This is a genomic window from Niabella aquatica (genome assembly GCF_054779315.1).
Window position 1 is genome coordinate 133,536 of sequence record NZ_BAAGYM010000028.1, and the last position, 13,917, is coordinate 147,452.

At 40.6% G+C, this 13,917-nt stretch carries 13 protein-coding genes; 4 read left to right on the forward strand and 9 right to left on the reverse strand.

The genetic code is table 11. The annotated features are described in order from the left end of the window. Window positions 1–11: 11 nt before the first annotated feature. From ACYVBM_RS18345 to ACYVBM_RS18385, 9 genes are all read right to left on the reverse strand, one after another. On the reverse strand, window positions 12–2,462 hold the full coding sequence (locus ACYVBM_RS18345; protein WP_460687155.1) for a penicillin acylase family protein: 2,451 nt from the start codon (window positions 2,460–2,462) through the stop codon (window positions 12–14). Between the two features lie 25 nt (window positions 2,463–2,487). Beyond that, a complete protein-coding gene (locus tag ACYVBM_RS18350) occupies window positions 2,488–2,682 on the reverse strand; it encodes a type II toxin-antitoxin system antitoxin (RefSeq protein WP_460687156.1) in 195 nt (64 codons plus the stop codon). A 13-nt stretch (window positions 2,683–2,695) separates the two neighbouring features. Next, a complete protein-coding gene (locus ACYVBM_RS18355; RefSeq protein WP_460687157.1) occupies window positions 2,696–3,559 on the reverse strand; it encodes an SPFH domain-containing protein in 864 nt (287 codons plus the stop codon). Between the two features lie 131 nt (window positions 3,560–3,690). Next, entirely contained in the window at window positions 3,691–5,418 is a 1,728-nt protein-coding gene (locus ACYVBM_RS18360) for a serine/threonine protein kinase (RefSeq protein WP_460687158.1), read from the reverse strand. Further along, a complete protein-coding gene (locus ACYVBM_RS18365; RefSeq protein WP_460687159.1) occupies window positions 5,415–6,257 on the reverse strand; it encodes a PP2C family protein-serine/threonine phosphatase in 843 nt (280 codons plus the stop codon). Before ACYVBM_RS18365 ends, ACYVBM_RS18360 begins: the two co-directional genes overlap by 4 nt. 17 nt (window positions 6,258–6,274) lie before the next feature. Continuing rightward, window positions 6,275–7,891 carry a trypsin-like peptidase domain-containing protein gene (locus tag ACYVBM_RS18370; protein WP_460687160.1) on the reverse strand — a complete coding sequence of 539 codons (1,617 nt, stop codon included), beginning with the start codon at window positions 7,889–7,891 and terminating at the stop codon, window positions 6,275–6,277. A 185-nt stretch (window positions 7,892–8,076) separates the two neighbouring features. Continuing rightward, a complete protein-coding gene (locus ACYVBM_RS18375; RefSeq protein WP_460687161.1) occupies window positions 8,077–8,385 on the reverse strand; it encodes a hypothetical protein in 309 nt (102 codons plus the stop codon). An 81-nt stretch (window positions 8,386–8,466) separates the two neighbouring features. Beyond that, the gene (locus tag ACYVBM_RS18380) at window positions 8,467–9,123 is read right to left on the reverse strand and encodes a hypothetical protein (RefSeq protein ID WP_460687162.1); all 657 of its coding nucleotides are present in this window, start codon (window positions 9,121–9,123) and stop codon (window positions 8,467–8,469) included. A 32-nt stretch (window positions 9,124–9,155) separates the two neighbouring features. Further along, window positions 9,156–9,581, reverse strand: coding sequence for a hypothetical protein (locus ACYVBM_RS18385; RefSeq protein WP_460687163.1), 426 nt, complete (start codon window positions 9,579–9,581; stop codon window positions 9,156–9,158). A 162-nt stretch (window positions 9,582–9,743) separates the two neighbouring features. On the opposite strand from ACYVBM_RS18385, the gene ACYVBM_RS18390 reads away from it, so the two are divergent. The 4 genes from ACYVBM_RS18390 (at window position 9,744) to ACYVBM_RS18405 (ending at window position 13,855) form a co-directional block, all read left to right on the forward strand. Next, the gene (locus ACYVBM_RS18390; RefSeq protein WP_460687164.1) at window positions 9,744–11,696 is read left to right on the forward strand and encodes a tetratricopeptide repeat-containing sensor histidine kinase; all 1,953 of its coding nucleotides are present in this window, start codon (window positions 9,744–9,746) and stop codon (window positions 11,694–11,696) included. Then, a complete protein-coding gene (locus ACYVBM_RS18395; RefSeq protein ID WP_460687165.1) occupies window positions 11,683–12,315 on the forward strand; it encodes a response regulator in 633 nt (210 codons plus the stop codon). The genes ACYVBM_RS18390 and ACYVBM_RS18395 overlap by 14 nt, the downstream gene beginning before the upstream one ends. A gap of 218 nt (window positions 12,316–12,533) precedes the next feature. Further along, window positions 12,534–13,142, forward strand: coding sequence for a SatD family protein (locus ACYVBM_RS18400; RefSeq protein ID WP_460687166.1), 609 nt, complete (start codon window positions 12,534–12,536; stop codon window positions 13,140–13,142). Then, window positions 13,139–13,855 carry a DUF3307 domain-containing protein gene (locus ACYVBM_RS18405; RefSeq protein ID WP_460687167.1) on the forward strand — a complete coding sequence of 239 codons (717 nt, stop codon included), beginning with the start codon at window positions 13,139–13,141 and terminating at the stop codon, window positions 13,853–13,855. The genes ACYVBM_RS18400 and ACYVBM_RS18405 overlap by 4 nt, the downstream gene beginning before the upstream one ends. The last annotated feature ends 62 nt before the right edge of the window (window positions 13,856–13,917 follow it).

A 13,917-nucleotide genomic window follows, 5' to 3' on the forward strand; every position in this document is an offset into this window, starting at 1 on the left:
AATTTATTCTATTACGATCCGGAAAAAGTCATAACCCATTTTACACGCCTGTCTTTTACCTCACCAGTTTTCATCATCCATAACTGGTAGTATTTTCCCTGCACCCAGGTATCAATGCCATTATCATAAAAACGGCTACCCGGGTTACCACTTTGTCCGCCAGGATAAACACCAAAGGCCTCGGTAGCTGCTGTAAGCTGCACTACCATGCGCCAGCTTGGTCCATGACTCTTTTTCATAGCATTAATGGTACTTTCAGATCCTCCAACAGGCAAATGCATACGGGAAAAAGAAAGCATATTATTTTTTAGTAGATGATAGACAGCAGGATCTTTAAATTTCGCCCATTCAAGCCGGCCATCTTTTTCTGCCTTTTCCAATTCCTTTGAAGCGCTGTTTAATGCAGCAGAGACCCTATCAGTTAATGTTTCAATAACAGGTGTCATCTTATTATCTACAAATCCTAATAGCGTAGTATCTCTCTTCAATAGTTCCATTAATGTTTGTTCGCCGGGAATGGGCGTTAAGGAACCTGCCTTACTCAATTCGTCTGCCCATATATTTTTTTGAAGACTATCAAGCCAGCATTGATAAATGGTCTGGCCCACAGAAGCGGGGCCGGCATCATAGTTCCATTGTTTTATCAAACTGAGATATTTCTTAGCTTCCAGCGTTAAAGCGGTTTCATCGGTATGTTGTAAAAATACAGGCAGCATATCATTGGCCAGTATGTTGTAATAGTTGTTCTGCAATTGCATCATATCCTGAATAGTGATACTGTTCATCCGGCTTAGAAAATGCGCTATCGCAATACCACGTGGCGTTATGTAGGTGCCTGGAATAAAATAAGGATAAGTTCCGTCGGCAGGCCGTTGGTTGGCGCTCTCCAGAAATCCCCTGTCCGGATTCAAAACGTGAGGGTTTTCTGATTGAGGAATATACCCCTGCCACATATAGCTGCTGTCTGTTCCCGGCATTATAAACTGCCCCTGTCCCTGCCACCTGTCGGGAAACCTGCCCTGTTGCCAGATAGCAATATCCCCGCTTTTGGATGCAAATACAAAATTCTGCCCCGGGCATTCAAAGGTTTTAATGGCTTCCACATATTCATTATAATTGGAGGCGCGGTTGAGTTTGAAAAAAGTACTGCCATCATCACCTGTATGATGCGCCATCCATTTTACAGCCAAAGCTGATTGAAAGGTTACCGTATCAGCGTAAGCCGCATCATACATAACCGGGCCAAATATGGTATAGGAAACAGTATCATATACTGGTGCCTGGCCTTTTACCTTTATTTCTTCAACCCGTTGCTGAGCCGGTTTCCACTCATTTTCAAACCAGTACTCTCCCTTTGCGGCATCTTTAAATTGAATTGTATAATAATCTTTTACATCCCTTTGGGAATTGGTTACTCCCCATGCGATATTATCATTGAATCCAATAATGACAAAAGGACTTCCGGGCAACGTTACACCATATACATTTGACGCAGGAGTGGTTAACTGCATTTCGTACCAGATAGAGGGCAACGATAGTTCCAGATGGGGATCATTACAAAGAACAGGCGCTCCGCTTGCCGTTTTACTGCCCGCCACAACCCAGTTATTGCTGCCATTGTTCCTGTCCTGCAGATACAATTCATTTACAGCTACCGAACGATTATTGAAAAAATAAACAGCATCAGCATCAGAAGGAATTTTGTACCGGTGCAGGGGTTCAGGAAAGATTGTGCCTTTGGGTACAATAGGCGCCAGCGAATCCGGCACCTGTGGATACAGCAAATTAAATTGCGAAGAGGTAAGGATCGCTTTCAGATTCGTATTTGCCAAATCCCTTTCAGTACCTGACGAAAGCATTTGTGCCATCATCTTTAAAAGAAGGGCGGTTCTCAGATTAGTCCATTGCTCCGGCTTAAAGTTCAATATTTTATATTCAATGGGTAACCGGCTTTCAGTAAGCGTGTTGATATATGCATTTACCCCGTTTGTATAAGCAGAATACCTGGACAGCGCATCCGCATCCTGTTCAATTTCCATTACGGTGTTTTCGGCAGCATACTTCATCCCTAACCTGCGTTGTGATCTGTCATAATTAATCGCTGCAGATCCTGCAATCTCACTAACACGGCCTTCGGCTGCTTTGGTTTGCAGATCCATCTGGAACAGGCGGAACCTTGCATGCAGGAATCCCTGTATAAAATAGAGGTCTTCATCATTCTGCGCAAACACATGCGGCACAAGCCTTTCATCCAAATACACTTTTGCCGGCGCCTTAAGCTGAGGTAAAGCAAGGTTCAGGTCATAGTTAAAAGCAGTATCCTCCGCATTTTGCCAGAAACCCGTTTGCGGACTTAAAAAACTACCCAAAGGCATGGGTATTTTATTACCAACCGGTCTGTTTAATATAAAGATCAGCAATATCGTAACCAGTGCAGAAAAACAAAAAGGCAGCAATTTCATAGAGATCTATTTACAGGAAAGATAATTATTTTTTCTTTGTTCCTGTAGCTGCTGATTTCCGGGCAGTTTTCTTTCTTCCCGACTTAATCAGCGCCTCATTCAGCAAATATTCTATCTGGCCATTCACGCTTCTGAAATCGTCTGCCGCCCACTTTTCAAGTAATGAAAAAGTATCAATGTCAATACGCAGTATAAAATTTTTCTTATCGCTCAAAGCCATCCCCGATTTTTACTTATTGATAAAGTGTGCCTGCATTTAATATAGGCGTAGCAGCTTTTTCGCCGCATAATACTACCATTAAATTGCTTACCATAGCGGCCTTTCTTTCGTCATCCAGCTCAACTATATTTTCCTCGGATAATTTCTTTAGGGCAAGGTCAACCATCCCCACAGCGCCTTCAACAATTTTGGTACGTGCTGCCACAATAGCAATAGCCTGCTGTCGCTGTAACATAGCGCCTGCGATTTCAGATGCATAGGCTAAATGACTGATACGTGCTTCCTGAACTAAAATTCCTGCAGGAGCTAATCTCTCGGATAATTCCTGCTCCAGTATCTGGTTCACCTTTTCTGCCCCGTCCCTTAAAGTAATATCTGCATTTTCATCTTCAAGATTATCATAAGGAAAGCTTACCGCAAGATGTCTGATTGCAGCTTCGCTCTGTGTTCTTACATAATCTGCATAACTGGCAACCTCAAAAGCTGCCTTGTAGGTGTCGCTTACCTTCCATACAATCACCGCTCCTATTTCAATAGGGTTACCCATTTTATCGTTTACCTTTAATGTCTGGCCCTGAAAATTTTGTGCACGCAGGCTGATCTTATAGCTGGCATACAGCGGATTGATAAAAAACAGGCCATTTTCTTTTACAGAACCAACATACCGGCCAAAGAAAGTAAGCACGCGGGAATGATTGGGCTGAATGATCATGAGGCCCTTTAATAAAAAGACTGACATTAATATACAAATGATGCCGGCCACAATAAAGACTGTGCCATTGTTAGCATTAAAAAAACAGTATACCGATGTTGCAGCAAGAACAAATACGATCAGTATAGCGAGATAGCCCGATATTGGTTTGATAACTTTTTCCATAATTGTTGATTGATATTAAAATGATATCATAAAGATATAATTAAAATTCTAAACTTTAAAAAATACATAAAAAAACACCTCAAAGGGTGGTTCGGATTCTACAAGGATCAAACTGGATGTATGTTTCTAATCTAGCGCCGGGGCCTGCCCCTGCCGGTTTGCACAGTAAATACCTGGCCCGAAGAAAAATAGACCGGTTCGTTAAGACCCGTGGCAAAATTCCGGTAACGTGGGGAGCTTACTTTTATTTCGTTACCATCAGTTGTAGTGATACTGCGGATCACAAAACCGATCACTGCTTTTTTTCTTTTGTTAGCAGGCACTACATCTACTATTTTTCCGGTTGCCGTAGCACCTTTACGGATCCATATCGTACCATCCACAATCACATCGTTCACTACACGAAGACTAATTACCTGGCCATCTCGCGATCTATCTTCCGAACTAAGGCTTTCAGTCAGCATCAGGCTAACCGTTTCGTTAGAAGATGCTCTTACGCGCCTTGCTGTCCTATTACGATCGACCGGGTATTTCACTTCATCTTCCAGAGCAAAATGCTCACTTTCTTCTTCGACTGGTGTATTTCCGGCTGCTGCTTTTACGGGTATTCTGTCTTTTATTTTTGGTTTGTCACCTGCCATCCCATCATCTTTTTTTTTTGAGATCCGCTCCAGCATTTCATTGGGCGTTTCGTTAAAAGGTATTGAATCGCTGTTGAGCTTTGTTGCCCCTGAAGCTAAAGTAACTTCCGGTTCCGGAGCTGATACAGGATTTTCCCAATACTGATGGTTAGACTTTGATATTGTAACGGCGGTGTCATTATTTTTCCCGGTATTGGCCCACCATAATAACGCTACACTTATGAGCGCTGAAACACATAAAAGCAGCACTGGCAATGAAAATTTAAACGACAATGATGCCCTGGCTTTCTCTGCAGCTTTTTTAAATGCAGGAACCTGCGGTATTTTTTTTAACGGATTGGAGAATTTAAATGCCGCTACATTTGACTTTAAAAATTTATTGCCTGGTTCATTTTCAGCGTTATTCAACAAATGACACTCTTTTATAGCATCTATAAAAGCCTGTGCGGTTGGATATCGCTGCGCCGGGCTGCGCTCCAGAGATCTCATAACAACCTTTTGCAGGGAAAGCGGTATTTTCATACCGGTAGCAGATAATGGCATCGCGTTTTTTTCGAGCTTTGCTTTCATCAATTCAAAATCGGGCATTTTTTCAAACGGGGGATGACCGCAAAGCAGTTCATAAAAGATACTGCCCACGGCGTAAATATCCGAACGCTCATTGCCTTCCTTACCCTGTATTTGCTCAGGAGCCATATACTCTAAGGTTCCTAATGTTTTACCATGACTGGTCAATCGTTTTACATTGTTATTGATACGTGCAATACCGAAGTCCATTATTTTAACGTCATCTTCATTAATGATAATATTAGCCGGCTTTATATCACGATGTATGATGCCCTTTTTATGTGCATGTACTAATCCGGCCAATACCTGCTCAATGATGGCAGACGCTTTGTAAGCCGGTATATTTTTATGCAGGCTTATCCACTCTTCCAGCGTATTCCCTTCCACATACTCCATCACCATCCAGTAATAGGCATTATATGGAACAAACGCATAAATATGTGTTATGTTTTTATGATTGAGCTGTGCCAAAGCAAATGCCTCCTGCCGGAAACGATCGGCAAAATTACCTTCGGCCTGAAGTGAAGAGTTTCTTAATTCCTTAATTGCAACAAAGCGTTGTAAAACGGTATCACGGGCGAGGTACACGATACCCATACCCCCCTCGCCTATTTTTTTTATAACCTCATATTGTTCTGTCGATCCGCTCATAGCAAAGCATTTAATTCTTTTGTATTGCAACCAGCGCTTTTTACAAGTGTATATTTTAAAATGATTGCAGAAAAATTATCTGAAGCATTTCTTTTATACGCTAAAGCCGACAAGCAATCTTTGGCAAAAACTATATCATCCATCTGCATCAGCATTTTTATTTCCTGCCTTTTTAAAACGTCATACACTCCATCGGTACATAATAAAATACAATCATTCTTTTTTACGGGAATACCCTGGTGTATGATCTGTGGGGTTAATTTAATCTCACTTCCCAATGCCTGCATTAAAATATTCTTCATTACATGATGGTCCTTTTCCTCCTCTGTTATCTTTCCCTTTTTGAACATTTCATTTACAATGGTCTGATCATCGGAAAGCTGCTTTAATTCAACATTATTCGCAAAATATAGCCGGCTATCGCCTACATGCGCCATATAAAGCAGGTTATTGGCTATTAATGCACAGGTAAGCGTACATCCCATTCCTTTTCTAGTTTCGTCCTGCACAGCAGCATTTCGTATTTCGGCATGCGCAGTATGCATAGCTGCTTCAAGAATTTTCCCATATTCATTCTTATAAAGCAATTGTTCCCTGATAGCATTGCTCATTACTTCACAAGCCATAACGCTGGCTTCTTCACCAGCATTGTGGCCTCCCATTCCATCTGCTACCATTGCTACCAAAATATCATCAGGCGTTGATAACCGCATCAGCTTATAAGTGTCTTCATTATTGGCTCGCAACGGCCCTTTGTCAGTGACGGCAACCGATTCGCACATAAGCGTTTCAATTGCAGCCGGTGTTCTTTCTCTGATGATATTTTTTCTGAAAAACATGGAAATATTATTTGGCGTTATTCTATTACTTTCTGACGACCCATTAATTCAATAGCATATTTAATAGGAACCGCAAAAGTTATAGCGGTGCCATTGCCATACGTATTGGCACTAAAAATACCCACGGCCCGGCCTTTTTCGTCAAACATGGGACCTCCGCTATTCCCTGCGCCTGTGGAGTTAATAGTGAGCTGATAATAATCTCCCCAGCCACTTTTATATTCATCAATTTTATCGCTTTTTTCAGAGCCTTTAACCAGCCGGCCAACATTACCGTTACTGATGGTAGGCACAGGCACTGTGCTGATATTCGGATTGGTATTAAAGCGATCCTGAGAGCGTTTCAATACATACTGCTGTGGCGCCAGTCCCGGATACCCAACTACCACAGCTGCATCTCCGGGCTGTATTTCATTATAACTGTCATACAGCTGCACGGCAGGCAGGATTTCGGGCAACTCAATTTTAACCATTGCCACATCATGTGTGGTGGATATCCTTACCGTATTAGCAGGTGTACGCTGGGCATTATTAGCAAAAGTTACATCCAGGTATGAATTCACTCCTTTGTGAGCCGGATTATTGCCCGGGACCCACTCCCCTACATCCTGCACATTTACTACTTTATTTGTAAGCTCAAACCTGCCCTGTGCATTTTTTTGAACCAGGAGCCCGGGGAAAGCATAGCTCTGAAACTGAAAGCTCGTAAACCAATTGGCAGCCACATGCCTGTTGGTAGCTATAAACCCTCTCTCATCCACCACGAACCCGCTGCCTGTTCCGGCCGAACCAATAAGATCGCCAATAGCTCCTTTAGGAATGTTTGATTTTGTTGTTAAATAGGGTACGATCTTTTGAGCCTTTTCATCAACCATATACAAACCCACATACCGGGTCTGGCCATTGCTTGTTACTGGCATATAAACCTGGTACAGCTCTTCTCCTGTTGCAGTTTCTGTGAGCTTCCATGCAAACTCTATATACAATACTTTATCCTGGTTTGCCTTCGCGATTTCAGCCGGGGTTAAACCGGTTTTCTGATTTTCTATTTTTACAACCTCCCTGACCTCTTTTACATTCTTCTTTTTATACAGCAGGTAACCGCCAGCCCCGGCCAATAATAAAATAGCCAGCGCTACGATCAGCAGGCTCATTTTATTTTTCTTTTCAGATTGCCGGATAATATGCTGCATGGTTTGCTTCCCTATAGCTTCTTTCACCTCAGGCATGGCTTTATGCACCGTAGTTTTTTTGTCATCAAAACTGTCGGCCAGCTTTGTCTTTTTAAGCGCTGATTCGGGCCGGGGATTTAAATCAAATTCAATTTTTGGTCCGTTCTTGCCCACAGTGATGATATCCCCTATACTCAGTAAAGTTTTACCGTTAATAGGCATATTATTTATATAAGTTCCATTAACGCTTCCCGAATCTTCAAGATAATATTGATCAGGATTGTCTTTATCCCTGATAATCCGGCAATGACTGCGGCTAACCCTATCCTCTTTTTCAGGATCAAAGCTGATATCATTACCACGGCCACGGCCGATCGTTAAAAGTGCACCTGGTTCAAGGCTCAATGTTTCCTGCAAACCGGCTTTGGAACCATTACTGTGCCTGATAATTATGTTGCTCATAAATCGGAATTTAATTTTAGCATGTAGCTTTTTTAATTATACTAAGTTCATAAAAGAACAAGCTTCGGACAATCGGCAAATACACGGATTTTTATATACCGGGATACCCGTAGAAAATCTTAAAAATGAGAGGCTGTATCAAAAAGAATGACAGCCTCTTTTTGTTCCCCGTTATGACAAAGATGTTAATACACTTCCCGGTTGGTTCTATATTTACGCAACCGTTTTTCGGCACGCTGTATTTTACCATAGATACTGTTCTTTTCTCTCGGGTCCATATAACCGTCAGCCTCCGCCTTTTCTATGGCATGCGCAATGGATTCCTGTTCGGCGATTAACTTATAATATTCTCTTTGTGTTACTCTTTTTTTCTTGTATGCTGCTTCTATCGCAGCCCGTTGCTGCTTTTGCTGCTTTTTAAAATTTTGCGCGCATAAAAAGGCGGCAGGGCTTATAGCCAATAATATTGTTAATAATAAAATCCTGGTATACATAAAAACTGTTTAGCTTAGAAACACTATTTCTTTAATAATGACATCAACCCTGTTCAGATCAGGTAAACTGAAGGGGCAATATCAGAAAGTAATAGCTTTAAAATAATCCACCTGCATGTTCGTATATTTGGAAACACCTAATCCAACTTTATCCAGATTTGCAAAGCCAGATATTGTCTCCATGTTATACACTTCCGAATTGTTGATATAAAAATGAAGCTTACTGTTTTTTAATATTATTTTCAGTGTATTGAACTGTTCGCTTTTTATCACACTATTAAGTGTCCAGTCAACAAATGTTTTTTTGGTAGTACCATCAGGAAAGCCGTAGATTGTATAATAACCATTATGTGATATATGGAAATAATACGAAACGTAAGTATCAGAATTTGCAGACTTCAGAATGTTCCACAGCAATCCTCCGTTTCCCCAGCCTGGCTGGCCGGTAGTCGCTACCTTAAAAGATGCTTCTATGCCGGAGTTGCTGACATTATTATTAAAAACTGAATTTAGCCAGGTATCCCATCCTCCTGCGGATCCACTTTTAAATATATAATACCCGTTATCTATGGAAATAACTGCATTGGTGCTTGTAGTACCTGTGTACCAATGCCCGTCGTCAGTACTGAAGCCGGTTTCATAGACAATCGTTTCTTTTGTACCCGGATTATCTTTTTTACAGGCGCTGAATGCGGCAATAATAAATACAATAAGGAAGACTGTGTAAAATTTTTTCATAAATTAAAATTTAGAGTTTTAAAATAATGGTGTTACCTGAATGCCTTTTTCATTTCAGCTATCACTTTTCTTACAACGGCCTCTCCGGAATTAAAACCGTTGCTACCGTTAGGGCTGCGTTTATAAGTATGTGAGCGCCAGATAGTTTCTTTCTCTTTCGACAGCACAGTAGCGCTGATAGATACAGACTTGCCACCCCATGAGGTCCAGGTTACGCCGCGGTGCGTATCTATGTTTACATCAATTAATATATCGGCCTCTTTTTCACTGTTTACCACTTTCCAGTAACTCCAGTTGCGCAACGCTTCCTTAAAATCATTTACTACTCCGCCTATATCGCCTTTTTCCTTCGACTGTAAAATGTAAACACGATTACCCCGTTGGGCTTCTTTATTCTGTGCAAAAGATGCCGGGGCAGACATTAATAAAATAAGAAGTAGTGCAAATAAATGTTTCATATTTTTTTCTTTAGAAGTTCAGTGCTAAGGTCGCGCTAAAGAGCCCCTAAGACAATTGATGTAAACCGTCATTTTTTCATACCAGAAAACCTTTCACCGAAATACCGGTTTTCATGGATGAAAGCTTTGGGTTTTAAACCCGATTTTTGTAATATGTTGCATATGCGGATAAGAAATATCCATATAACCAAGCAGGTAATAAGCTGGTCTACCCACCTTGTTATCCTGATTATAGGCCAAAACGTAAGAGCCCAGGATACAGCCAGTGACAGCCTTATCCTGCTATACAAAAAAGTATCTAACGATACAACAAAGGCAAGGCTGCTGTTCGAGATTGGCGATCACCTGTCTGCCACAGATACGGCAAAAGCCATCAGCTATAACCAACAGGGGATGCAGCTTGCTAAAAACAATGAGTACACCCGCGCTATCGGTCATTTTTATCTGGGCCGGATATATATGGATTATAATTATGACGCAGGCCTGGCCGAATTTAAAAAAGCGAACCGGCTGTTTGAAAAATTCCCTATCGCCGCATCATACCTGTACCAATCCCGTAGTTGGAGCAATATTGCTGTTCTTGAACAATACCGGAATAATGATAAGGAATACACCAGTATATTATTGGATAAAGCTATCCCGCTTGCACTTAAAGCCGGAGATAAAATTAAAATGGCAGGGTATTATACGATGGTCGGGCTTCCCTTTATGAATAACAGAAACCTGCAAAAAGCCATATATTATTTCTCCCAATCAAATGATATTATAAAAAGTATTGGCCCGGATAACGAGTATTCCCTCGGTAATTATGTCAATATAGCAAGGTCTTATTGTTTTTTGAAAGATTATAAAAGCGCAAAAAAATACTTAGATAGTGCTTACAGGTATATTCACCTTTTCCCCCACTCAGGATACTGTATTGACTACTACATTGTAAAAAGCATGTATCATATAGATCTTAAAGAAGTAGAAAAAGGGATTAATAGCTTAGACAATGGCTTAAAGCTGGCCAGGAAAAACAATAATCCATTTGAAATCCGGGAGCTTTTATATCAGAAAGCAAGGATATATGATGAGCAAAAAAATTACAGAGAGGCAAAAAACACCATACAGGAGCTGTTAAATGGTGGTTATGCATTGATTGACAGCGACAAAGAGCAACTCTATCACGACTTAGCCTATCTACATCAGCAATTAGGAGATACCAAAGAAGCCTATAAATGGTTGTCGAAATATACAGAGTTTGCAGACAGCTTAACAACTAAAAATAACAAGCTGGAATTTGCAAAGCTGGAAGCAAAATATAACTATGAAAAAAAAGAAAAAGAGTTATTGTTGGTAAGCAGCAAAGAAAAGATACAGCGTATGCTGATGTGGATCAGCTTTGGAGGGCTTTTAACAGTTTCCCTCCTGTTCATGTATCTTTATCGTATAAGAAAAGCCAAATCGGAGCAGCAGGTACAATCGCTAAAGCAGCAGCAGCAGATTGCCCTTACACAAGCTTTACTACAAGGTGAGGAAAAAGAACGTGCACGGCTGGCGCAGGATTTGCATGACGGGCTTGGAGGAATGCTGGCAGGTGTTAAAATAAACCTCACTCATGCGCTTCAGGATGTAAGCACCCCTGAAATAAATAAAGCCATTGGTCAATTAGACAATTCAGTAACAGAGCTACGTCGCATTGCGCGTAACATGATGCCGGAAGCATTGCTGCGTTCGGGGCTTGAAACAGCTTTAGCCGATCTTTGCCAATCCCTGTCTAATGAAAAATTAAAGATCTGTCATAGTTTTATTAATATAAGCGCTGAAACATTTTCCAAGCAGATACAGATCATTATTTTCAGGATTATACAGGAGCTGCTTTCCAATATTGTAAAACATGCCGATGCATCGGAGGCCTATTTACAATGCAGCCAGGATGGTGCTTATTTTTATATTACTGTTGAAGACAATGGGAAAGGTATCAATCAATCCGGCTACAGCAGCCGCCGGGGCATAGGGCTTGATAATATACAAAGCCGGGTAGATTTTTTAAAAGGCAAAATGGATTTTAATTCCGAACCTGGAAAAGGTACAATTACTAATATTGAAATAAGAACAGATGGAACCCTTTAAATTATCTGTAGTCCTTGTTGAAGATCACTCCATTATTATTGAGGGATTAAGCAGCATAATCAACAATACGGATGAGCTTGAGTTAGCAGGCACCTTTTCTACTGCTGAAGAAGCAATGGAATTCCTGGAAACAAACACCGTGGATATCCTGTTGCTTGACATCAGCCTGCCTGCTATGTCCGGTATAGAAATGTGCAAACTGCTCAAACAAAAAAATAAAAAAATAAAGATCATCGCATTAACCAATCACACAGAACGAAGTGTTATTAACGATATGCTGACAAATGGTGCTGACGGGTACCTGTTGAAAAATACATCTAAAAATGATCTTATTGAATCTATTTTCCGGGTGTTGGATAATAAATTCGTACTGCAATCGGAGCTGCAAAAAGTTTTATTCAGTAATACTCAAACCAGTAATATATTGCCCCGGCTTACTACACGTGAAAAGGAAATTCTTTTATTGGTAAGCAATGGCGCTACAACTGTGGCAATAGCATCACAGCTGTACATCAGCTCACAAACGGTTGAAACCCACCGCCGGAATCTGATGCAGAAATTCGAAGTAAATAACTCCGCAGCACTTATAAAAAAGGCTGTGGAACAGGGATTTTTGTAGGTGTTCAATAATCGCCAGTACAAAAATCATAAAAAGACTTTGTGTTCCTCTATTCATTTGTGCTTGCTTCTGTGAGTTTTAGCAGGGAGAATTTTACAGGCCCCGCATCTCTATAAGCCCTTTTGGCATATATCGGCCCTAAGCCCTATAATTTAAATTATCGGATTTAGAGCCGATATTTTGAAATATCGGTTATAAAGCCGATATTTATATAAAAAATGAAAAAGACAATTGCAGTTATTACCGGCGACATTGTAAACTCAAGAAGCCAGAAGCCTGTAAAATGGCTGCTGCAGTTAAAAAAAGCACTAAGCACATACGGCAAAGAGCCTAAGGACTGGGAAATTTACAGGGGTGACAGCTTTCAGTTACGATTACAACCAGCAATGGCTTTTACTGCTGCTATCCATATTAAAAGCTGTATTAAGCAAATAACGCATATGGATGTGCGGATGTCTATCGGTATTGGAAATATTGATAGTACTGCTCGAAAAATAACAGCAGCTACCGGCGAAGCGTTTATTCGCTCTGGAGAAAGCTTTGATGGTTTGAAGCGGCAAACACTGGTTCTGAATACCGGCAATAAAGATCTGGATGAAACATTGAACCTGATGATTGATCTATCGCTGCTAACAATGAACAACTGGAGCAAAACCGTGGCAACTTTAATAAAAACCACCATTGAAAATCCGGAAAAAAATCAAAGCGAAATAGCCTCATTATTAAAAAAAACACAGAGTAGCATTAGTGAGGCGTTGAAACGTGGAGGATTTGATGAGATCAAAAGGTTAAACCAATATTATCAAAACAAGATTACGCAATTATGACAGCGCTATTTCTTAAGTTACTATTAGCACACCTTTTAGGAGATTTTGTTTTTCAGCCGGCAAAATGGGTGGCAGATAAAAATAAAAGAAAAGCGGCATCGCCCTATTTATATCTACACATAGGCGTACATGCAGCATTACTGCTGATGGTATTACAATTTAATATAAAATACTGGCAGGGCTTTATCATAATACTTATAAGCCATTATGTAACCGATGTGGTGAAACTCTATTCGCAAGGCAGCTGGAAGGAGCCCTACCTGTTTTTTATAGACCAGATATGTCATATACTGGTAATAGCAGGTGTTACCATTATGTACACTGGTATAATTATAGATTATACGGTAATAAACTGGCCGCCGGTATTGTTGTTATTATGCTGCATTATAGCAGTAACCTATGGAGCCGCTATCGTTATGCGGCTTATTATGAATTACTGGAAGCTAAAAGAGGATAACAACGAAGATTCTTTACAACTGGCAGGAAAATATATAGGCATGACAGAACGCCTGCTGGTATTTTTATTTGTAATACTGAACCAATGGTCTGCGATAGGCTTTTTAATAGCAGCCAAATCTATACTAAGATTTAGTGATCTTTCCAGGGCTAAGGACAGAAAGCTTACAGAGTACATCATTATAGGAACTTTGCTAAGTATTTGTATAGCAATTATGACAGGTCTTATCTATCAAAAAGCAGAACAGTATCTATAAGTTAGAAAGAATCAGGATAACGGAGCTGGCCGAAAAATGATGATCGCCCGATGTCAGAGTGA

Excerpts from the sequence above, each read along its gene's own strand:
- ACYVBM_RS18350 (WP_460687156.1), bottom strand. The coding sequence starts at position 2,682 with ATGGCTTTGAGCGATAAGAAAAATTTTATACTGCGTATTGACATTGAT.
- ACYVBM_RS18365 (WP_460687159.1), bottom strand. The coding sequence starts at position 6,257 with ATGTTTTTCAGAAAAAATATCATCAGAGAAAGAACACCGGCTGCAATT.
- ACYVBM_RS18360 (WP_460687158.1), bottom strand. The coding sequence starts at position 5,418 with ATGAGCGGATCGACAGAACAATATGAGGTTATAAAAAAAATAGGCGAG.
- ACYVBM_RS18385 (WP_460687163.1), bottom strand. The coding sequence starts at position 9,581 with ATGAAACATTTATTTGCACTACTTCTTATTTTATTAATGTCTGCCCCG.
- ACYVBM_RS18380 (WP_460687162.1), bottom strand. The coding sequence starts at position 9,123 with ATGAAAAAATTTTACACAGTCTTCCTTATTGTATTTATTATTGCCGCA.
- ACYVBM_RS18375 (WP_460687161.1), bottom strand. The coding sequence starts at position 8,385 with ATGTATACCAGGATTTTATTATTAACAATATTATTGGCTATAAGCCCT.
- ACYVBM_RS18370 (WP_460687160.1), bottom strand. The coding sequence starts at position 7,891 with ATGAGCAACATAATTATCAGGCACAGTAATGGTTCCAAAGCCGGTTTG.
- ACYVBM_RS18395 (WP_460687165.1), top strand. The coding sequence starts at position 11,683 with ATGGAACCCTTTAAATTATCTGTAGTCCTTGTTGAAGATCACTCCATT.
- ACYVBM_RS18390 (WP_460687164.1), top strand. The coding sequence starts at position 9,744 with ATGCGGATAAGAAATATCCATATAACCAAGCAGGTAATAAGCTGGTCT.
- ACYVBM_RS18400 (WP_460687166.1), top strand. The coding sequence starts at position 12,534 with ATGAAAAAGACAATTGCAGTTATTACCGGCGACATTGTAAACTCAAGA.
- ACYVBM_RS18345 (WP_460687155.1), bottom strand. The coding sequence starts at position 2,462 with ATGAAATTGCTGCCTTTTTGTTTTTCTGCACTGGTTACGATATTGCTG.
- ACYVBM_RS18405 (WP_460687167.1), top strand. The coding sequence starts at position 13,139 with ATGACAGCGCTATTTCTTAAGTTACTATTAGCACACCTTTTAGGAGAT.
- ACYVBM_RS18355 (WP_460687157.1), bottom strand. The coding sequence starts at position 3,559 with ATGGAAAAAGTTATCAAACCAATATCGGGCTATCTCGCTATACTGATC.